This window comes from Stenotrophomonas sp. SMYL41 (assembly GCF_036319965.1).
Taxonomy (GTDB): Bacteria; Pseudomonadota; Gammaproteobacteria; order Xanthomonadales; family Xanthomonadaceae; genus Stenotrophomonas; species Stenotrophomonas maltophilia_R.
Map to the genome: position 1 here is coordinate 211,691 of NZ_JAWIRX010000002.1, position 20,411 is coordinate 232,101.

Annotated in this window: 22 protein-coding genes; 18 read left to right on the plus strand and 4 right to left on the minus strand. The window is 65.8% G+C overall.

What is annotated here, in order from left to right:
* Positions 1-52 precede the first annotated feature (52 nt).
* The 10 genes from V3B30_RS03355 to V3B30_RS03400 all read left to right on the plus strand — a co-directional run bounded on the left by V3B30_RS03355 (position 53) and on the right by V3B30_RS03400 (position 9,123).
* Positions 53-1,870 carry a M3 family metallopeptidase gene (locus V3B30_RS03355; protein WP_262083430.1) on the plus strand — a complete coding sequence of 606 codons (1,818 nt, stop codon included), beginning with the start codon at positions 53-55 and terminating at the stop codon, positions 1,868-1,870.
* A 129-nt stretch (positions 1,871-1,999) separates the two neighbouring features.
* Positions 2,000-2,344 (plus strand): helix-turn-helix transcriptional regulator, encoded by a 345-nt coding sequence (locus V3B30_RS03360; RefSeq protein WP_262083401.1) that lies wholly within the window; start codon positions 2,000-2,002, stop codon positions 2,342-2,344.
* A gap of 205 nt (positions 2,345-2,549) precedes the next feature.
* A complete protein-coding gene (locus V3B30_RS03365) occupies positions 2,550-2,840 on the plus strand; it encodes a hypothetical protein (protein WP_262083400.1) in 291 nt (96 codons plus the stop codon).
* A gap of 22 nt (positions 2,841-2,862) precedes the next feature.
* Entirely contained in the window at positions 2,863-3,165 is a 303-nt protein-coding gene (locus tag V3B30_RS03370; RefSeq protein WP_262083399.1) for a hypothetical protein, read from the plus strand.
* A 65-nt stretch (positions 3,166-3,230) separates the two neighbouring features.
* Entirely contained in the window at positions 3,231-4,475 is a 1,245-nt protein-coding gene (locus V3B30_RS03375) for a hypothetical protein (RefSeq protein ID WP_262083398.1), read from the plus strand.
* Positions 4,472-5,344, plus strand: a complete 873-nt coding sequence (locus V3B30_RS03380; protein WP_262083397.1) for a hypothetical protein — start codon at positions 4,472-4,474, stop codon at positions 5,342-5,344. Before V3B30_RS03375 ends, V3B30_RS03380 begins: the two co-directional genes overlap by 4 nt.
* A complete protein-coding gene (locus V3B30_RS03385; protein WP_262083396.1) occupies positions 5,328-6,104 on the plus strand; it encodes a class I SAM-dependent methyltransferase in 777 nt (258 codons plus the stop codon). The genes V3B30_RS03380 and V3B30_RS03385 overlap by 17 nt, the downstream gene beginning before the upstream one ends.
* 10 nt (positions 6,105-6,114) lie before the next feature.
* Positions 6,115-7,431, plus strand: a complete 1,317-nt coding sequence (locus V3B30_RS03390) for an ABC transporter permease (RefSeq protein WP_262083395.1) — start codon at positions 6,115-6,117, stop codon at positions 7,429-7,431.
* 50 nt (positions 7,432-7,481) lie between these two features.
* Positions 7,482-8,675 carry an FtsX-like permease family protein gene (locus V3B30_RS03395; RefSeq protein WP_262083394.1) on the plus strand — a complete coding sequence of 398 codons (1,194 nt, stop codon included), beginning with the start codon at positions 7,482-7,484 and terminating at the stop codon, positions 8,673-8,675.
* A gap of 127 nt (positions 8,676-8,802) precedes the next feature.
* Positions 8,803-9,123, plus strand: a complete 321-nt coding sequence (locus tag V3B30_RS03400) for a hypothetical protein (RefSeq protein ID WP_100473271.1) — start codon at positions 8,803-8,805, stop codon at positions 9,121-9,123.
* 10 nt (positions 9,124-9,133) lie between these two features.
* On the opposite strand, the gene V3B30_RS03405 is transcribed toward V3B30_RS03400, so the two are convergent.
* Positions 9,134-10,117, minus strand: coding sequence for a hypothetical protein (locus V3B30_RS03405; RefSeq protein ID WP_262083393.1), 984 nt, complete (start codon positions 10,115-10,117; stop codon positions 9,134-9,136).
* A 138-nt stretch (positions 10,118-10,255) separates the two neighbouring features.
* On the opposite strand from V3B30_RS03405, the gene V3B30_RS03410 reads away from it, so the two are divergent.
* Both V3B30_RS03410 and V3B30_RS03415 read left to right on the plus strand, forming a co-directional pair.
* Positions 10,256-11,221, plus strand: a complete 966-nt coding sequence (locus tag V3B30_RS03410; RefSeq protein WP_100473269.1) for a DUF2268 domain-containing putative Zn-dependent protease — start codon at positions 10,256-10,258, stop codon at positions 11,219-11,221.
* A 49-nt stretch (positions 11,222-11,270) separates the two neighbouring features.
* Complete coding sequence (locus V3B30_RS03415; RefSeq protein ID WP_100473268.1) at positions 11,271-12,059, plus strand: SGNH/GDSL hydrolase family protein; 789 nt, start codon at positions 11,271-11,273, stop codon at positions 12,057-12,059.
* Here V3B30_RS03415 and V3B30_RS03420 read toward each other — a convergent pair.
* A complete protein-coding gene (locus V3B30_RS03420; RefSeq protein ID WP_262083392.1) occupies positions 12,034-12,918 on the minus strand; it encodes a LysR family transcriptional regulator in 885 nt (294 codons plus the stop codon). The two genes, V3B30_RS03415 and V3B30_RS03420, sit on opposite strands and share 26 nt — an antisense overlap.
* Positions 12,919-13,023: 105 nt before the next feature.
* Between V3B30_RS03420 and V3B30_RS03425 the strand changes: the two genes are divergently transcribed.
* Both V3B30_RS03425 and V3B30_RS03430 read left to right on the plus strand, forming a co-directional pair.
* Positions 13,024-14,154, plus strand: coding sequence for an agmatine deiminase family protein (locus tag V3B30_RS03425; RefSeq protein ID WP_262083391.1), 1,131 nt, complete (start codon positions 13,024-13,026; stop codon positions 14,152-14,154).
* A gap of 67 nt (positions 14,155-14,221) precedes the next feature.
* On the plus strand, positions 14,222-14,944 hold the full coding sequence (locus V3B30_RS03430) for a hypothetical protein (RefSeq protein ID WP_262083390.1): 723 nt from the start codon (positions 14,222-14,224) through the stop codon (positions 14,942-14,944).
* Between the two features lie 3 nt (positions 14,945-14,947).
* Here V3B30_RS03430 and V3B30_RS03435 read toward each other — a convergent pair whose 3' ends face one another.
* On the minus strand, positions 14,948-15,493 hold the full coding sequence (locus V3B30_RS03435; protein ID WP_262083389.1) for a thioesterase family protein: 546 nt from the start codon (positions 15,491-15,493) through the stop codon (positions 14,948-14,950).
* 69 nt (positions 15,494-15,562) lie between these two features.
* On the opposite strand from V3B30_RS03435, the gene V3B30_RS03440 reads away from it, so the two are divergent.
* The 4 genes from V3B30_RS03440 to V3B30_RS03455 all read left to right on the plus strand — a co-directional run bounded on the left by V3B30_RS03440 (position 15,563) and on the right by V3B30_RS03455 (position 18,218).
* A complete protein-coding gene (locus tag V3B30_RS03440) occupies positions 15,563-16,138 on the plus strand; it encodes a TetR/AcrR family transcriptional regulator (RefSeq protein ID WP_262083388.1) in 576 nt (191 codons plus the stop codon).
* A 52-nt stretch (positions 16,139-16,190) separates the two neighbouring features.
* Complete coding sequence (locus tag V3B30_RS03445) at positions 16,191-16,574, plus strand: nuclear transport factor 2 family protein (RefSeq protein ID WP_262083387.1); 384 nt, start codon at positions 16,191-16,193, stop codon at positions 16,572-16,574.
* Positions 16,575-16,727: 153 nt separating this feature from the next.
* A complete protein-coding gene (locus tag V3B30_RS03450; protein WP_262083386.1) occupies positions 16,728-17,507 on the plus strand; it encodes a hypothetical protein in 780 nt (259 codons plus the stop codon).
* Positions 17,508-17,699: 192 nt separating this feature from the next.
* Positions 17,700-18,218: a hypothetical protein gene (locus V3B30_RS03455; RefSeq protein ID WP_315973627.1), complete on the plus strand. Its 519-nt coding sequence runs from the start codon at positions 17,700-17,702 to the stop codon at positions 18,216-18,218.
* 46 nt (positions 18,219-18,264) lie between these two features.
* On the opposite strand, the gene V3B30_RS03460 is transcribed toward V3B30_RS03455, so the two are convergent.
* Positions 18,265-20,376: a TonB-dependent receptor gene (locus V3B30_RS03460; protein WP_262083384.1), complete on the minus strand. Its 2,112-nt coding sequence runs from the start codon at positions 20,374-20,376 to the stop codon at positions 18,265-18,267.
* Positions 20,377-20,411: the final 35 nt, after the last annotated feature.

Below are 20,411 nucleotides of genomic sequence, written 5' to 3' on the forward strand. Positions count from 1 at the left end.
TGCTAAGCTGCGCACGGGAACAGTCCAGGAGACATCGATGCATCGCAACGGGATGCGCGCCATCACTTTCATCATCGCGACGCTGCTGGCCGGGATGACACACGGAGTGGAAGCGCAGGCCCTGCGGGCGGATGACCGCAGCTACTTTGGCAGCGCCACTGCTGAACGTGCGGCATGGCAGAACCTCGAGCGCAGGACCGATGCCCTCAAGGCCCTGCATGCGCCAGCAGAAGCGCGTTTCCAGCAGGCCGAGCATCTGTATGGCGAGTGTCTCCGGCACCATGGTTACCTGCATCTGCAGGCAGCACGCAATGCCGATGATGCGCGGCTGGCCAATACCCAAGGCGAAGTGGCCAGCCTGTGTGGACGTATCGCGGCGATTGCCAAGCAGGCATTGCGTGATGCCCCTGCGCACGCTGCCTGGATCGCGCCGCATGCCGACCTGCGTGAGCGGGCGTTGCGGGAGGACATGCAACCGGCCAATGCAGCGCTGGTTGATGCGGTCGACGCGCTGGCCGACCCGGCGCTGGACAGCTTCGGGCGCCTGCACCGGCAGCTGCTGCAATCGGCGTCCTTTGCGCGCTTCGAGCATGAAGGCCGGACGCTCGACAGCCGGACCGACGCGCGTACCCTTTCCCGCCTGCCGGGCCGTCCGCTGCGCGAGGCGGCATGGCGTGCCTACTGGCAGGGGATGGCGTCGCGGCGCGGCGAAATGGCAACGGTGCTGCTGGGTCTGGTGCGCCTCAATGAGCGTGCGTCGGAACTGCAAGGTGATGGAACTGCACCTGGCCGCAGTTACCGGCACATGGGCCTGGACCAGGCCGCCGTCGACGCGACACTGGCGGCGGTAGCGCGCCACGCGCCGCTGCGGCGGAACTATCAGCAGATGCAGTTGGCCCATCTTGAGCGCATGGGCCTGGCCTCTCCACAGATATGGGACATGGACCTGCCTGATGCCGGCTATATCCCTCCGCCGCTTGACCTGACGCAGTTGCGGGATGCTGCGGCTGCATCAATGCAGGTGCTGGGGCCGGATTACGTGACAGGACTGCGAGCGTTGCTTGATCCTTCAGGCGGGCGCATGGATCTGGGCGGATCGGCAGGGCGGCGCGCGATGGATGCGTTTTCGATCAGTGCCCCGGGGATGCCTTCGCTGCTGTTCGTTGGCCATCGCCAGGGAGACCTCGAAGGGGACGTCCAGATCGCCCACGAAGCCGGTCATGCCATGCACGGCCAGTGGATGCAGCGCGGCGGCGCATCATCATTCCAGCGCAACGGCAACAAGTGGTTGACCGAGTCGTTTGCCATCTACAACGAACTGAAGTTCCGCGATCAGCTCTATCGGCAGGCGAGTGATCCACGGGCCAGGGCGTATTACCTGAAATCGTTGCTCGATGACATCATCCTGCAGCTGTTCATTTCCTCGGAAGAGGCCGATCTGGAACAGTCCATCTACCGGGAAGTGGTGGCCGATGGGGTCGGCAATGCGGATGCGCTTGACGCCCTGACGATGAAGGTTCTGGGCCGGTATGGGGGGGCGTGGGAGCAACGTCCCGAGCTGCGCAATACCTGGATATCGAAACGGCTCATGTACGAAGATCCGCTCTATCTGGCCAATTATCTGTATGCCGGACTGATCGCGGTGCAGCTCTTTGTACAGGACCAGCAGGATCCGGAGGGCTTCAGGCAGCGCTACCTGGCGGTCCTGGGTGAGGGGTTCGACCGCGCGCCGCAACAGCAGGTCGAGCAGTTGCTGAATGCGAAGCCCGACTGGCCACGCCTGGTCGAGGCGGACCTGGGTGTTTTCCAGCAGTACCTTGCGCAACTGCAGGAACTCCACGCAGAAATCGAGCGCCAGCGCAGTCGCTGAACAGGCGGCGCACGGATGGATTCACGGGAGGCGACGCAACTGCGTTGACTCGCTCCGGATCATGTCTGACACTCGGCGTTCCTGCCCGTCCCTGGACTACATGGGCAGATCAGGGAGCTTGGCCAGCCGATGGATGTCAGCACGATCTCTTCACGAATCAAGTTGGCCCGTACCAACTGCGGTTTGTCGCAGACCGACATGGCACGCCGCCTGGGCGTGAACCGCGCCACCGTCGCGCATTGGGAGCGCGAGGAGGGATTCACGCCGACGCTCGATCACCTGCATAAGATGAGCGATGCCCTTGGCGTCACGCTGGCCTGGCTGGCCCAGGGCGAAACCCCTTCCGCCGAGCCCGTGGTGCGCGGCTCCAGGGCAAGGCTGGAAGAGAAGATGATCGAGCTCTCCAAGCACCTGCCGGTATCGTTTCTTGCCAGCGTTGTCGCGCTGATGGAAAACGCAGAAACCTATCTTTGATCCTGCACCGGCAGCCTCGTGCTGCCAGGCGGTCACGCCCATCGCTGAGCCTGCAACTTCATCGGTGCTGTGCAGCGCACAGCAGAGTGTTTGCTCCCCTTCTCCGACACTGGCATTAATCGATCGCGGTCCGACGTTCGTGCACGACGGACGGAGCGCGACTCGTAGTTGCCTGAAAGTCCATCATTCTGGAGAAAGGTTAGTTATGAGCAATCGCATCAAAACCACCGCACTTTCCTCGCTCACCCTGATCATTGCCGGCGCTGCCGGCACCGCAGGTGCTGCGGCACTCCCGGCACCGGCGGAGCAGGGACTGCAGTCGGCCACCTCGATCAATGCCGACCTGGACGCGCTGCGCATGTCCGAGTTCGTCGAACTGCAGGCCATCGCGCTCGCCGGGGGCCATCACTCCGATTCCATCGGTTCCCACCACCATCACGATGCCGTGCCCGAGGAGCAGGCCCAGGGCCTTTCCAACGCACGTTTCGACGTCTGAGTCAGTCAAAGGGAGCAACATCATGAAGGACAACCGCAACATGCCCAAGGCGTTGTCGGCCCTGACGCTGCTGGTGATCGGAAGCGCTTCAGCCGGTGCCGTGATGGCAAGCGAGGCTCCGGTGGCATCCAGTGTCCTGGACCAGGCCACGGCCATCGTGAGCCTGGATGACCTGGCCATGGCCGAGTTCCAGGCCAACGCGCGTGCCAACAACCTGGAAGCGCTGGCCACCGGCCACCACGACGATTCGATTGGTTCGCACCATCATCACGATATCGTCAAGGAGCCGGAGTTGAACGTGGAAGCCACGCGCTTCAACGTCTGACCTGGCGGCCTGCGGGGGGCCGTGTCCCCCGCAACTCTTTGATGCGGGATGCAGGGAGAGCAACGATGAATGCGCAGCTGAAACCGTTGGAAGCCGATGTGGCACGCCCGGCGTGCTTGATGGAGATCACCCGCACAAGTGCCCAGATGGATGCCGTGATGGAAGGCATTATGTGGGCCCGCCTGCGACGCATGCGGACGCGCCTGCAGGAAGCACTGGGGAATGCCGAGCATGGCGTCATCGCTCGCTCGATCCATGCAATCTATGAAACGCTGCCGGCCGACCGCCAGGCGCGTGTGCTGCTGAGCTCCGAGTTCTGCGAGAACTACATGGCGCTTGACGCCGCTCGCAAGCAACGGCCGGAAGCCGGCGCCGACGCAATGGCATGGGATGCCGAAACCGCACGCAATCTGTCTGCCATCCACGATCTGGTGCAGAGGGAAAAGGCGTTGCTGGACCTGGCCACAGGCACCCCCTCGCGCTACCTGCTTGAGAGCCGCGACTGGGTGGTCGACAGCCCGGTGGGTGACCAGTTCGCCCGCAAGGACGAGCAGGGGCGCTGGATCCTGGACGCGCCTCCGATGCTGGGTGATTGCGTTGCCGTCGACCTGCACAGCAAGGTCGCCAGGCACCATGAACCGCGTTCCGGCGTGCTCAGCCAGCCGTGCCTTGCGTTGGATGAGGCGGAACAGACGGCCGTGCTCGACAAGCTGTCGCGCGCGCTGGCAGGCATTGATCGCGCCGAACCGCTGTATGGCCTGGTGATCCGCAACTTCGTCCGCCGCATCGTTGTCCGGAAATCCGAGGAATCAACGCCCGATGTCGCGCGCCGTTTCGGGTCGGAGCATGTACCGCGCCAGCCCGGTTCCCTGCGCCTGCTCAATATCCACCACCCCGAGCTGAGCGTGGAGGCCTGCATGGAGAGCATCATGCACGAGAGCACCCATAATTTCCTTGCAGCGTGGGAGTTGGCCAATGGCTTCTTTGTCGCCAACGACTATCAGCACCGGGTGGTGTCGCCGTGGTCGGGCAATCCGATCCCCAACTCCTCGTACATCCACGCGGTCTTCGTGTACTACATCTGCCATCGGTTGCTGAAGAGCCATCTTGCGGTGGCCGACAACATCGATGCCGCTGCCCGTGCGCACGTGCACCGTCGCCTTGCGGTGTGTGCTGCCGGATTCCTCATCGAGCAGGATCTCAGCAGCCGGCTGATGAGTACCCAGCCACTGAATGCCGACATCGGGACGATGATGGACGAGATGCAGGCGGACATGAAGCGGGAATATGGCTATGGGAGGCAGCAATGAAGGCCAGGACCATCGTGTTGTACACCGATCACGCTGATCCGGTCGCGCGCCGGGCGGCGCGGTCCGGGGCCGATTTGCTGCACCTTGATGACCTGTTGCCACGGGTGCGTGCCGGCAGCTGGCCTGCAGTTCTGGATTTCGAGCCCAGCGCGGAAATGCGCGAGCGGTTCATCGGTGCGAGGGTGGTCAACCGGGTGTTCTCGCTGGCCAACACCCACATGGACGGATTCCTGAGTGACAGCGGAATCGACGCTCGCTGGCTGCACATCCGGCTGCAGTCCTTGCTCGATTCCGCGGCCAGCGTCTGCCACGACACCGGCGTGCGTGGCGTCTCGCGCACACTGATGCCGCTGAACGTACAGTGGTTCGAGCTCAAGCGGGTACTTGCCGATATCCAGACGCCCGACTTCGTCTATTCGATCGGTTATGAGGCGCCGGACCTGCGCGGTCTGGTTGATCCTCTGCAGAAGTCGGTATGGTCGCTGTTCGACTGGAAGCAGGAGCGCAACCTGCTGCCGGAAGAGAAACGGCGTCACCAGTTCTTCGTTTCGCGGCCACAAGGTATACCGCTGGTGGCGTACTTCTGCGGTGAAACGGCGCATGGCGTCCACTTCCCCAGGGGCGAAACGGTGCCGTTCGATCTCGAGCGGGTGCGCGCCATCAACCAGGCCGCGCGTCGTGCCTTCCGTTCTGAAACCGGAGAGCTGCTGCTCTTCGCCGAGGGCGGGCAGCTGCGCTTCCACGCATTCTCGCCCTATCTGCTTTCAGTGGCGGAGGAACCCGCAATGGTGGACATGCTGGACAAATGGTTGGCCGCTGATGATTCCAGCTGTGGGAGCAACGATGCCCGACATGCACTCGTGCATTGAGCGCCTGGCCGAGATCCGCGAGCGCATGGGCTGGCTGTACGGCAGCGAGGATCTCTGCGTGCTGCTGTACAGCCTGATCAAGCGTGCGCGTCCACAGAGAGTGGTCGAACTTGGTACGGGGTTCGGCGTATCCACTGCCTGGATCGCCGCAGCACTGAAAGAGAACGAGACCGGTGCCCTGCACAGCTATGACAATGGATCACACTATGCCAGCGATCCCGCACGGCGTTTCCTGGCCGAGCTGCAGGGGCCGTTGCGCACGATCGTCGAACCGGGGCAGGACTATCCTTCGTTCCTGCACGCGCTGCTGACCTGGGCGGGCGTGGCCGACTTCGCCCACGTGCACGTCGAGGACATCGACTTCGCCGCCATCGCGGCTACTCCCGCTCTGCACGGCGGCATCGACATGCTGTTCTCGGACTTCAATCATTCGCCGGACAGCATCCAGGCCCTTCTGGGCCACTTCCTGCCCCACCTGTCACCCACCGCATCGGTATTCATCGACAGCGCCTCGACCCAGCGCCTGAGTTACCTGACGCTGGAGCGGATCGTCGACGATCTCAACGGCAACAAGATCCCGTTGGGGCTGGCGCGCTGCTGGGCGCCGCAGGAGACCGCTGCGGCGATCGATCGGGTGCAGCGCTCGCGGTTCCGCCTGATGCACCTCATCGAGGCGCGGGCACGTGCGCAGAACAGCACTGCGTGGTTGAGCATCGAGCCGGTGGATGTCGTTCCGACCGCCGCCGAGTTCTTCCATTGAGGTGCCGAGGATGATGATGCTGACGTATTACCTGGGGCTGGCGCGAACCCGCTTGCTGGAGACCAAAGGCATGACGCTGGCTCTGGTGCTGGCGTTGGGGCTGGGCATCGGTGCCAGCGTGACCATGCTCACTGTCGTCCGCGCCATGTCCTGGGACCCGCTGCCCGGGCGCAGCGGTCAGCTGTTCCACCCCTTCCTGGATCCGCTGCCGGCCGGGTACCAGCTCAAGGGGGGGCTGGATCCGAGGGTGGCCATGACCTGGCCCGATGCCCGCGAACTGCTGCGCAATGCACCTGCGCATCGGCAGGCCGTACTGGCTGCGGGCCGGCTGCTGGTGGATCCGCAGCCGGGCGCATCGACGGCCTTCTTCGTTGATGGCCAGTACACCAATGCGGACGCAGCGGCGATGTTCGGCATGGAGGTGCTGCAGGGGAGCTGGTGGTCTGCGGACGATGATCTGCAGCGCTCCCGGGTCGTGGTGGTCAGTCACACGCTGGCGCAGCGGCTCGGTCATGGACGTTCCCTGGTCGGGCGGACCCTGCAGCTGGATGGCCAGCCCTTCAGAGTGGTCGGAGTGATCGCTGACTGGATGCCGCTGCCGCGCTTCCATACCGACCTGCAGCAAGAACCCTTCAAGGGACGCGACGATGTCTTCATTCCGCTGCAGACCGCGGTAGAACTTCAGCTTCGGGTTGCCAACAGCATGTACGGCTGGTCAGGCAGCACGCCGGCGAACCGCATGGTCGACGCGAGCACGGCGTGGGTCCAGCTCTGGGCCGAGATCCCGGATCAGGCCGGCCAGCAGGCGTACCTGCACTTCCTGCAACGCTACGTACAGGACCAGCACGCACGTGGGCGCTTCGACCGGCAGACGCCCCCGCACCTGGACGGCCTGCGCAGCTATCTGGTCCAGCGCCGGATCATTCCGGACGAAGTACGGCTGCAGCTGGCGTTGTGCCTGGCCTTCCTGGTCGTCTGCCTGGTCAACATGGGAGCGCTGATCTTCGCCCGTTTTGTCCGCCGGACGCACGAGATCGCGGTCCGCCGTGCGCTGGGGGCCCGCCGCAGGGACATCATCCTGCAGTTGTGCACCGAAGCGCTGATGATCGGGTTGCTGGGAGGAGGCGTGGGCCTGCTGGTCGCGCAGGCCGGCCTGTTCCTGGTGCGGATGCAGCCGGAAGACTATGCCAGCCTCGCTGTCATCGACCCGGCGATGGTGATCGCCACGCCCGTGCTGGCATGCATCGCCAGCCTGTTCGCCGCCGTCCTGCCCGCGCTGCGTGCGGCCTCCACCCGTGTCGCCATGCAGATCAAGGCCGCTGAATGAGCGTTTCACAGATTCCGTTGATTGCCCGTGCGATGAAGAAGAACCGGCTGGTGGCCGGCATCCTGCTGCTGCAGGTGGTCATCGCCACCGCCTGCGTCACCAATATCGCCTTCCTGCTTGCGCAGCGCGTGGAGACGCTCGCCTACGACACCGGCCTGCAGGAGCAGGGGCTTGGCATCATCGAAACCGAGTTCGTCGGCAGCGCGGCGGCCAATCCAGCCGCCGCGGTCAAGGCAGACATGCAGGCATTGCGCAACGTGGCCGGGGTGAAGGCCGTGGTGGCGGCCGAGTCACTGCCGTTGAGCCAGCACAACTGGACCGTCGGCTTCACCAATGCGCCGGTGCAGGGCCAGGACACGTCCGGCATCGTAGAGGCCGAGCCCGCAGTCTATGGCATGTCTGCCGGTGCGGTGGAAGCGCTGGGCATGCGCCTTGTCGCAGGCCGTGATTTCTCCGCCGCATCATTCGTGCAGACCGAGTCCGCGCAGGACTACGCCGGCCTCTACAAAGCCAGTGAAGCCATCGTCTCCGCCGCGCTCGCACGTCACCTGTTCGGCTCGGCCAGTGCGGTCGGGCGGGATCTGTATACGGACGGCATCCATCCACTGCGCATCGTCGGGGTCGTCGAGACCCTGTCCAGGCCGGTGCTGCGGACCGATGGAGACAACGACATGAGCCTGCTGCTGCCGTTGATTCCTGATGGCACCCGGGTGATGTATGCGCTGCGTAGCGAGCCGGGCGTACTTCCCACCGTGCTCGACTCTGCCAGCAACGCGTTGGCCGGGCGCGAAGCCAATCGCATGCTGCCTCGCGTCCAGCGCTTCAGCGAGCTGCGGGCCGAGTACTTCCGGCGTGACCGCACCATGGCGATCATTTTCCTGTGCGCTGGCGTCTCGCTGCTGATCGTGACCGGTACTGGCGTTTACGGGTTGGCCAGCTTCTGGGTCCGCAAGCGCTATCCCCAGATCGGGATACGACGGGCATTGGGTGCGCGCAGGCGTGATGTGGTCAGCTTCTTCATGATCGAGAACCTGATGCTGACACTCGTCGGTGCACTGGCTGGGAGCGCGCTGGCATTGGCATTGAATATCTGGGTTGCGCGCTACTACGAGATACCCCGCATCGATCCTGGCTTTCTCGCGCTGGGGGTCGGGCTGGTGTTCGCGCTGGGACAGCTTGCCGCCTGGGTGCCGGCACGTCGGGCGGCGCGCGAGGCGCCGGTCGCGGTTCTCAACAGCACCTGATTGATCCGCAGGGTGACCCCGTGTCATGTGCTGTTGCGATTACGTAACCGTGTGTGATGCCGCAGCCATGGCGCGCGGAAGCTGCGATACGCTGCAGGTCTGTTGCTGTCCGCCATGGGTTTCACCAATGAAGTCCAAACTTGTTGCCGCAGTGTTGGCGCTGGGGATGACGCCGAGCCTGCATGCCCAGTCACTCCCGTCGGAACTGGCGCAGCTTGGCATCGTTGCCGGCATGCCCTATGCCAAGGCCAAGCGCCTGCTGGATGCGGCAGGGTGGCAGGCGCGCCCGGTACAGGGCACGCCTGAGTCGCTCGAGGGCTTTCCGGAAGTCGGATGCCAGAAGGGGGGAACCCGCTGCACGACAACCTTCGAAAAGGGCGGGCAGCAGGTCGCGGTGCGGCTGGGCACTACCCTGGCAGGGCAGCCGTTCGTGCAGGGTGCTGACTGAGCCTCCACCTTCACGCCAGCGGCAGGCGGTCCTGCGCGTGCGACAGCCGGTCGTGCAGCTCGCGCACATGCTCGGCCTTTGCATGCACACGGGTGGTGTCGCCAAAGCTGCGCAGATAGGTACAGGCGGCAAAGCCAGCGCTCTTCTTTTCGTAGTCGGCAATCCAGGCCAGGCGATCCGGATTGCTGGCCTGCTCGGCCGACCATGCCGCCGCTGGCGGGCGGATGCGATATCGCAGGCCAACACGCCAGGGTTTGGGGGTCAGCCGGGCACGGAAGCAATGTTGCAGCCGGCACATGCGCGCATACAACGGATCGGTGCCCAGCGCCTTGAAGAAGTCCTGCGGCAGCTCGTCCTCGGGTGAGAACGTGGCATGCATCACCAGCACGCGCAGCCCCGCCGGGGTGCGGTAGGCGCGAAGATGCCAATCAGGATGCTGTTCACTGAAAGTGTCCACGCGCTTCAACGCAAGCCCTTCAGCACCGCCGGCCGCGGCCAGGCGCTGCTTCCGCCGCATCAGCAGGGCCGCGTTGACCAGCAGCACTGCCGCCACGCCCAGTACCAGGCCCACCAGCCAATGCCAGAGCAGGGTGCCGATGATGGCACCGGCAAGCAGTACGACCGCAGCGACGATGGCCGGTATCACGCACCCGGCTGGTGGCTGCGCATGGTCGATATCGGCGAACAGCACGTCGGGGCTGTTGAGGCACAGCGCGCCATAGCTGTTGCGGGTGATGATGACATCGCCGTCGCGCTGCACGATCTGCTCGCGGATCGGCACGCCCTCCACACCGTAGTTGCTGCGCACTTCGCGGCGCGGCAGTACCTGCCCGGCGATGATGGCGTTGAGGGCTTCATGGGCACGTGCGTCGGCGTGGGCCTGGGCTTGGGCAGGGCCTTCGTCGGACCAGCCGAAGCGGCGCACCACCACCGGCCGGCCACGAAAGCGGGACTGCAGGCGGGCTTCAGCCCAGTACGCGGGAACGATCATCATCGTACGGTGCTCCATCATCCATGGCCGGTGCCAGAGTGAGTCTGGCACAGCCCCGAAGGGGCCGCATGTACCCGCTGCGGTGGCCGGGGCGGAGTGGTAGATTGCGCGCTTCGCATGCACTCCACCAAGGACGGAGCGATGTCCAGTTTCCTGCGTTGCCTGCTTGCCCTGGCCTGTGCCGGGGTGGTCGGCGTGGCGTCGGCGGGTACCCCGCCCGGGCCGCAGATCCTTACCACCGATGCCAGCCGTTTCTACGCGCTCTACGACAGCACCGGCGGCAAGCCCAGTGTCGCCCAGCTGGCCGGTTACCTGGCCGAAGGCAGTACGGGCCTGGGTGAACTGGCGAAGGCACGCCGGGTCACGCCCGAGCGTATTGCCGAGGCCATTGCCAGCCAGCCCGAGGTGTATGCAAAGGGCCGCAGTTGCCTTGCGGAGCTGCCGGCGGTGAAGCAGCGCCTGGTGCAGGTGTTTAGTAACCTGCAGGCTATTTATCCGCAGGCCACGTTTCCGCCGGTGACCATCGCGGTCGGCCGTGGCCGTCCGGTCGGGTTGACCTCGAAAAGTGGGGTGATCATCGGCCTGGAAGCGCTGTGCGCAGCGGATTTCATGAATCCCAATGTGCAGGACCGCTTTGTGCACGTGATCGCGCACGAGTACGTGCACATCCAGCAGACCGGCCTGACCGACTTCGAGCCGGGCGACCCGCATGCAACGGTGCTGCGTGTTTCACTGGGCGAAGGCATCGCTGAGTTCATTGCCGAGCTGATTTCCGGCAACGTCGGCAACGGTCGCCACGCCACCTGGACGCGCGGCCGGGAGGTCCATATTGAAAGCGCCTTTGCGCTGGACGTGGACAGCACCGACCTGTCGCCGTGGCTGTACAACTACAAGCCCGGTTCACAGGAACCCTATGACCTCGGCTACTGGGTCGGCTACCGCATCGCCAAGGCCTATTACCTGCAGGCCAAGGACAAGCGCGATGCGGTGCGTGCGCTGATCCAGCAGGACAATCCGAAGGCGATCCTCGCCGCCAGTGGTTGGACGCCAGGCATGTGGATGCCTGCGAAAGTCACGGGTGTGGCGGCGCGTACGGCTGTGCGCTGAGCACAGGGCATGGCGTTAGACTGCGGAAGATGATTTCAGGAGTATCCGCATGCGTGGACCTGTTGAGCTTGCCACTGCCACCGTCGTGACGCTGGGCCTCGCGATGGCTTCTCCGCTGGGCGCCGCCGAAGCCGTCGCAGTCAATCCGCTGCTGCAGACGCCCATCGACCAGCTGCGCCCCGACGAGGTTCGTTTCATGCAGCAGCGCCTGGCCGATTGGCCGGAGCTGCAACGCTATCGTGACGCCAACGCGCGACTGCCTGCGGCGGTGCCGGGTCAGCCACGCGTGGTCTTCTTCGGCGACTCGATCACCGAAGGCTGGGGCAGGGAAGGCAGTGCCGGTTTCTTCCCGGGCAAGGGCTGGCTCAACCGCGGTATCAGTGGCCAGACCACGGCGCAGATGCTGGTGCGTTTCCCGCAGGACGTGCTGGCACTGAAGCCACAGGTGGCGGTGATCCTGGCCGGCACCAACGACATCGCCGGCAACACCGGCCCGTCCACGCAGGCGATGATCGAAGACAACCTGCACGCAATGGTGGACCTGGCCCGCGCACACGGCATCCGTGTGGTGCTGGCATCGGTGCTGCCGGTCAGCGATTACCCGTGGCTGCCGGGCACGGCACCTGCGCCCAAGGTGCGTGCATTGAACACGGCGTTGAAGCGCTATGCCGATGTGCAGCAACTGGTCTATCTGGACTACTACACGCCCATGGCCAATGCCGCCGGTGGGCTGGATCCGCAGTTGGCCGTCGACGGCGTGCATCCCACGGCGAAGGGCTATGCGGTGATGGCGCCGTTGGCTGAAGCGGCGGTCAAGCGCGCGCTGCAGCAGAAGTAGCACCGGCGGGCAGGCTCGCCAACAGCCACTCGCAGAAGCTGATCACCAACGGGTCTTCCGCGCTGTCCTCATGCACCAGCCAGCTCCAGCGCGGGCCGCGCACGCGTGCATCATCCAGGGCTAGCAGCAGGCCTTGATCGCACGCACGCGCGCTCAGCAGTTCGCTGACCAGCGCGATGCCCAGCCCTTGGCATGCGGCATCCAGCAGTTGCCCGGGCTCGGAGAAATTCATGCCCTCGCGGCGCTGGCCGACATCTGCACCGCCCTGTACCTGCCACTGGCTCCAGTCCATTTCGCGTTCCCCATGCAGGGTCAGGCGCTCGTGCACGGGCGTGGCCAGCAGCCTGGGGTGGCAAGCGGGATAGAGACGGTCCTGCAGCAGCACGCGATGCTGGCACTGCGCCTGCGAGTCGAGGTCATCACGTACCGCCACGTCAAGCGTCTGCGTGGTCATGTCCGGGGCTTCCTCACTGGTCAGCAGCCAAAGGTCGGCATCGGGATGCAGCCGGCGGAAGCTGGCCAGGTGCGGCACCAGCCAGTGGCGGGCAAAGGCCGGGCTGGTGTTGACGATCAGTTGATTCGGCTTGCGGTACTGGTCGAGCCGACGGATGCCGCTGGCCAGCTGCCGCAGCAGGGACTGGGTGGTTTCCAGCAGGTCGATGCCGGCATCGGTGAGGGTGACGCTGCGGCCCTGCCGGAAGAACAACGGCTGCTGCAGCGACGCTTCCAGGCCCCGGATCTGCTGGCTGATGGCCGACTGGGTCAGGTGCAGTTCCTCCGCCGCACGGTGGAAACTGCCGAGCCGGGCGGCGGCCTCGAAACCCCGCAGGGCGTTCAGCGGTGGCCAGTGCTTGAGCATTTCAGATAAGTAAAACTGTTCAATTGGTGGCTGAATATATCGTTTGTTCTTATGTATCGGCAAGCGCAGCATAGCGCCCATCCCACACCGGCCCTGGAGCCTGTCATGACCAACCGACGTCACTTCCTCACCCAGCTGGCGGGCGCCGCCGGTCTTGGCGGCTTTGCTGCTCTTGGCCTGGCCGGCCTGCCGGGGCGCGTGGCTGCCGAGGAACCGGGTGTAGGCATCTGGCGCATGCCCGATGAACATGGGCCGCAGGAACGCGTCTTCCTGGCCTTCGCCGCGCAGCCGCGGGTGTGGGGGGCGCGGGCCGATGCGGTGAACACCGCCGTGGCACGGCTGGCCCGCACCATCGCCCGCCACCAGCCGGTCAGCGTGCTGTGCCGCCCGGCGCAGTTGAAGCAGGCGCAGGACCGCTGCGGGCGCGACAACATCGAGTTCCTGGAAGTGCCCTTGGACGACATCTGGGTGCGCGACTACGGTGGCTGCTTCGTCACCAATGGCAAAGGTGGCCTCGGCCTGGTCGACTTCAACTTCAACGGTTGGGGCGGCAAGCAGAGCGCGCGCAACGATGGCGCGGTGGCGCCGTGGCTGGCACAGGTGACCGGTGCCACGCTGCTGGAAAGCGATCTGGTGGGCGAGGGCGGCGGCATCGAAGTCGATGGCCACGGCACGGCCATCCTTACCGAAAGCTGCTGGGTCAATCGCAATCGCAATCCGGACTGGTCGCGCGCGGATATCGAGGCCGAGCTGAAACACCACCTCGGGCTGCGCAAGGTGATCTGGCTGCCCGGTATCGTCGGCAAGGACATCACCGATGCGCACGTTGACTTCTATGCGCGTTTCGTGCGGCCGGGCGTGGTGATCGCCAACCTGGACAACGACCCGGCGTCCTACGATTACGATCTGACCCGCGAGCATCTGGATATTCTGCGCGGGGCCACCGATGCCGATGGCCGTCGCCTGCAGGTGCACACGCTGCCGCCGCCCTCGGACGGGCGCGACAACGTGCATACCCGCGACAACGATGATCTGGCGATGGGCTACATCAACTACCTGCCGATCAACGGCGCCGTGGTCGCGCCGCAGTTCGGAGACGATGCAGCCGATGGCTATTGCCGCGAGCTGCTGGAGGATCTGTATCCGGGCCGGGCGATCGAGCAGGTGGACATCGATGCGATTGCCGGCGGTGGTGGCGGCATCCATTGCGTGACCAAGAACATGCCCAAGGTCTAGCCCGTCACGGTACAGTGGCGCGGAAGCCGGCCACGCAGCGTGGCCGCCAGGGATGATGGAGCGAGTGATGCGGAAGGGAGTCCAGGGCTGGCTGCGCCGAGGCGGCGCATCGATGGCATTGCTGCTGGCCGCCGCGCCGGCGTTCAGTGCAGGCACGGCGGCGCCTTCGCCGCTGACGCGTGAACCGGTGGGCGGCGTGTCGTTGGCCGAATGGACCGCACGGTGGTGGCGGTGGGCCGACAGCCAGGGCGGCGCGCCCTATCTCGACCCGGATGGCCGTGTGTGCGATCTGGGCCAGGAGGGTCCGGTCTGGAACCTGGCCGGCACCAACGGCCGTTTCCGGCCACATCGCGAATGCGTGGTGCCGGCCGGCAAGTACCTATTGCTGCCGATCATCAACATGGCGCACTACCAGATGGATGAGCGTGTGTCCTGCAAGGAGCTGCAGACAGGGGCCGCGGTCAACAACGATTACCTGATCAGCGCGGTAGTGCTGCTGGACGGCCAGCCATTGGGCGACATGCGCAGGCATCGGGTCCGCAGCGAAGGCTGCTTCCGCATGGATGCCGAGGACGAACGCTCGCGGCTGGCTGCTGCGGATGGTTATTGGGTGATGATCAAGCCGTTGCCGCCAGGCCGGCATACCCTCAGCGTGGGCGCCAACTACGGTGTACCGGATGGGGGCGCGTACAGCCGCATGCGGCAGTCCTTCGAATACGTGCTGCACGTGGGTGGGCGCACCCAGGTCGTATCGCGCGGACAGCCCATGATGCCGGTGGCGGCTCCCTGAGGCTCAGGCATCGTCCTGCTTCAACGCCGCATCGGCCGCCAGCAGCGCCTCGGCGGCTGCACTGAGCGGCGGCGACGGCGGGGCGACCACGCCGATCGCTTCCATCATCGTGGGCATGCCGAGGAACTGGCGCGCGCGGCGATCGTAGATGCCGGTGACCAGCAGCGCGCGCGTGGCAATCTTCTGCTCGGCACCGATCAGCACGCGCTGCTCCATGATGCCGCGCGAACCGACCCAGCCGACCAGCCGCGTTTCCAGGGTGAAGCGCTGGAACGGCTTGAGTTCGCGGCGGAACTGGATGGTGCCGGCGCCGACGATCGGTGCCCATTTCTCGCGCAGCGCCACCCGGCCCAGGCCCATGCGCAGGATCAGGTCCAGCCGGCCCAGGTCGAAAATGTTCCAGTAGCGGCCGTTGGTCATGTGCAGGTTGCTGTCCAGGTCATTGGGCAGTACCCGGAACTGCAGCCGCGAGATCCCGAACGGGGCCTCCAGCCTGGGCCGGAACAGACTGCACAGCAGCAGGTGGAGCAGGCGGAACCAGAGATTCATGGCTATGACGACTGTTATAGAACGGTCGGTAAGCTAATCTATGACGACTGTCCTGGCAAGGAACCTGCCGTGAGCCCGCGCCCCTCTGATGCGCCTCAACGCGTGATTGATGCTGCGGCACAGATGCTGGCGCGCGTGGGTCTCAATGCCACCAGCATCCGTGAAGTGACCAAGCTGGCCGAGGCGCCGCTAGGGTCCACCTACCACCACTTTCCCGGCGGCAAGCAGGAGCTGCTGGCGCGTGCCACGCACATGGCCGGCGACAAGGTGGAGGCGCTGCTGGCGGAGCTGCTGAAGGATGGGGCGGTGAAGGGCCTGCAGCAGTTCCTGGCGATGTGGCGCGAGCGCCTGCTGCGCACCGGTTTTCGCGCCGGCTGCCCGGTGCTGGCCGCTGCCGTGGAGGAGCCGGTTGAGGCGACGCCCAGCCAGGCCCGCGCGGCGGCTGCGGAAGTGTTCGCGCGCTGGCAGGGCCACCTGGCGGCGGCGTTCGTCGCCGATGGCCACGAGCCGGCCGCCGCGGGCGGGCTGGCCAGCCTGGTGATTGCCAGCGTGGAAGGTGCGGTGGCGATGTGCCGCGCGCTGCAGGACATCGCCCCGTTCGACCAGGTGGCCGCGCAGTTGCTGAAAGCCGCTGCGCCGCCTTGATCCGGCGGCACGGTCGCGGGAGACTCGGCGCAGGCCCTGACTGGACGCCGCCATGGACGAATCGCACTGCCGCCAGGTGATCGAGCACTACCTGCTGGCCTACAACCGCTTCGACATCGACGCCATGCTGGCGGTGCTGGCGCACAACGTGCGCTTCGAAAACCATAGCGGTGGCCAGCTGACGATGGTCACCGAAGGCATCGATGCCTTCGGCGAACTGGCTCGGCAATCGGCGCCGTTGTTCCGTGAGCGCGAACAACGGTTGCTCGAGCTGACCTTCAAGGATGGCGTAGCGCTGGCCAGCATCGGCTGGCGTGGCGTGTTCGCGCAGGACATTCCCGATGGCCCCGGTGCGGGCACGGAACTGGCCCTGCAGGGACGGAGCGAGTTCGCATTTGAGGGCGGTCGCATCGTGCGGATCATCGACCGCAGCTGAGCAACGGCCGCCCAGGTCCGCCGGCTGGACAGCGGACCTGCCCGCGGTAGAATCCGCGCACCACCGCCTACGCGTGCCCGGCAAGGATGTCCGCATGCAACATCAGGTTCTCGCACTTCCATGCTGCACGATCCGCGGCACCCGGTGGCGCCGATGAAACGCACCCGTTTCTTTTCACGCAGTCCATTGAAGCTGCCGGTCAACCGCGGCAGCGAAGTCGTGCGCGCGCGGCAGCACCTGCAGCAGCGCGGCTGGCCGCGCCTGCAGATGGCGCTGATCGTGGCCCTGACCGGTGCGGCTGGTTTTCTTGCCTCGCATCTGCTGCGGCTGGCCGGTATCGACGCAATGCTGCTTCGCTATCCGATGGCCGTGCTGCTGGCCTATGGCGTGTTCCTGCTGCTGATGTGGATCTGGATGCGCTGGCGTTGGGACAACGTGCTGGATGGGCTGTCGCCGGATGTGGGTGGTGGCAGCCCCTCGCCACGCGGAAGTGCCGTGGAATCACCGTGGAGCGGCGTCGGCGGCCGTTCCGGCGGTGGTGGTGCATCGGCATCGTGGAACGAGTCGGCGCCGGCCGGTGGCGGCGATGCCGGTGAGCTGCCGTTGACCGGCCTGGCCGAAGATGAAGCGGGCTTGCCGTTGCTGGCGATCCTCGGCCTCGTCGCGCTGGTGGCGACCGTCCTGCTGGCCAGCGTGTGGGTGGTGTGGTCGGCGCCGGTGCTGATGGCTGAACTGCTGGTGGACGCGGCGATCGCCGGAGGCCTGTACCGGCGCATGCAGGGCATGCAGCAGCACGGGTGGTGGCGGGTATGCGTGTCGCATACGGTCTGGCCGCTGCTCGGGTTGCTGCTGTTCTTCGCGATGCTGGGCTGGCTCGCGCAGGAACTCGCGCCCGGTGCGAGCCATCTGCTGCAGGTCATCCCGGCGCTGTAGTTGGGGGCGTCCTTGAAATGGCCAGCCCGGACCGTTTTCAGCAGCAGTGGACAGTGGGCTATGATCGCGGTCGCCCGGGATTGGTGTCCTGGCGGTTTCGCCTATTCGAAGCTTGTCGTACTGGGTAGGGAACAGGGGCGCTGGTTATCCGAACGCCCGTCCAAACACACAACCGTTGACGAGGAAGAGCGCATGGATGTCGCCGCACGCAGGAACAGGACGTTGTTTCGTTGGATCATGGTGACGCTGCTGGCAGCGTTGTTGCCGTTTGCAGCACTGGCACAGCCCGCAGCCGCGCAGGCTGAGGGCGCCGAAGCTGCCACCGCCGCGGAAGAGGCGCAATGCCGCGCCTGTACCTATGAGCGCATTGGACCCAAGGTCGATATCGGCCTGGTGGCACTGGTGTCGCTGCTGGTGGTCGGCCTGCTGATCGCCGCATCGCGGGAATGGGGCACCACCACGCAGCGCTGGACCTGCCGCACGCTGGCCCTGCTGCTGGTGGGTATCGGCGCGGCGTTGCTGTGGTGGGCCGGCAGCATCCTCTACCTGGGTTACAACCCCTGGCAGGAAATGGCCGCACCCGTTGATGGCTCGCTCACCTCCACACTGCTCACTACCTCGCCGAAGTGGCTGGCGGCACTGGTGCTGATCGGCTTTGCGCCTTCCATCTGGAAGCGCAGCGAGCGCCTGCCGGCCTGGCGTATCGGCTGACCCTGGAACGGCGGCGCCGGATCACACCCGGCGCCGCCTGCGGCCATCAATCAAAGCGCCAGCGCACACCTGCGTAGACGCCACGACCTTCGCCCGGCGTCGAGCGGGCGACATCCCTGCCGGCATCGTCGTAGCCCGGCGTAACCGTGGCGGCATAGTGGCGATTGCCGATGTTGCGCATCTCCGCCCAGGCCTGCCAGCGGCCACCGGGTGCGTCGTAGCCGATGCGGCTGCCGAAGATCACGTGGCTGTCGGCCCAATAGCTGTTGGCGTAGTCCACGGCGATGCGCGAGGCGTATTCGGTATTCAGCGCGGCGTACAGGCCGGACGCGTGATCGAAGCGCAACTCGGCCTGGTAGGCGTGGCGCGGCAGTCCGGGCAGGCGGTTGCTGCCGAAGCGCGCATCATGGCGGTAGCGGAAGTCGCTGAAGGTATACGCCTGGCGCAGCGACAGGCGGCCCGGCGCAGCCTGCCACAAGGTGCTGTCCAACCCGGCTTCGATGCCGCGGTGAACGGTGGGGCTGGCGTTGTTCTCGGCGATGAACAGGTTCGGCACCGGCTGCAGTTCGACGCTCAGCAGTTCGTGGTTCACGTGTGCGTAGTAGCCGGTCAGTTCCCAGCGACCCAGCGCCGCGTCACCGCGCGCACCCAGTTCCAGCGTGGTGGCCGTCTGGTTCTGCATCGGCACCGGCGCGCGCTGGCGGCCAGTGGACGGGCCATTGCCCGGCCCGAAGTACTGGTTGGAGCCCCAGATCATCGACCACGGGTGCGGCGCCTCCACCGAACGGCTGAGGTTGCCGAACCACTGGGTCTGGGCGCTGTACTGCCAGGTGAAGCCCAATCGAGGTGCGTAGTCCCAGTCGCGGTCGCGCAGGCGGCCGCCGCTGCTCGGCCAGGTCACCTGCACATCGCGACGGGTGTTGATCAGTGCCAGCCCGGTCTGCATGCGCAGGCGGTCATTGAAGGTGAGGGTATTGCCGACGTGCAGCGTGCTGTCGGTGCCGTGGTGGCGGAAATCACGCGTGCGCGTACCGGCGGCATAGCCGTTGCTGCCGAAGCGTAGCGACTCGCGCACATCGGCGTCCAGGTCGCGGGTGACACGCAGGCCGACCGTGGTTTCGCTGTCCAGGCCGAACAGCCGGTGGCGGCGGCGGTAGTCCAGCGTGGCGTTGAGGTTGGCGTAGTCCAGCTGCTGCCGGTACAGGCTCTCGTTCAAGTCCATCGGGTACGTGTGGTAGACCAGCCCCGCCTGCAGCGAGGAACCCTCATCGATCTGCAGCGTGGTGACGTTGCCCACCCAGGTGCTGCCCGGCTGAGGGCGACGCGCATCGATGGCCAGGTTGGCCGCATTCGCGGCATGCGGGTCGTTGCGGATCTGGTCGCGGGTCAGGCGACCGGGCGTTTCGTGATTCGTTTCGCGGTAACGTACGAAGAAGCGCGTCTGCAGGTCGGGCGTGATCTGCCAGCCGATGTTGGCCATCGCGCCCTTGCCATCGCCGCGCGCATGGCGCTGATAGCCATCGAACTCGGTATCGGTGTAGGCCAGGAAGTAATCGACGTCGCCACTGACGCCGCCCCAGCTGATGCCACGCTTCTGGTAGCCACGGCTGCCGGCTTCGTAGTGCAGCTGCACCCCGCCCGAATCACGGCCGCTGCGGCTGACGTAGTCGATGGCACCGCCCAGCGCCAATGCGCCACGCTCGAAACCGTTGGCGCCGCGCAGTACTTCCACACGGGACAGCCACAGTGGTTCCAGCAGCTCGTACGGGGTGCCGCCCGGGCCGGTGAGCGGCAGGCCGTCGATCGACACTGCAATACCCGAGGCATGCGCGCCCGGGCCACGGTTGATGCCCGAGCCCCGGATCGAGACCTTGGTACCTTCGTTGCCCGGCGACTGCGCGCTGATGCCCGGCTGGTAGGCCAGTACATCGGCACTGCTGGACAAGCGGCTGTCGGCCTTGGCCACGTCGATGACGTTGCTGGCGCCGGGTACGCGCTTCAGCGCCTCGCGCGCCTGGGCGCTGGCATCGGCGGCAGCAGTGACCCGCACCGCATCAAGGGTGGTTGCCTGCGGCGCGGCAGCGGCGGTGGTGGAGAGGCCAAAGGAAACGGCCAGGAACAACAGCGGAGGGGTGGGGCGGTACGGCGAGAGCGACATGCGGAAATGCTGTAAACCACGAAAGTGGCGCGCAA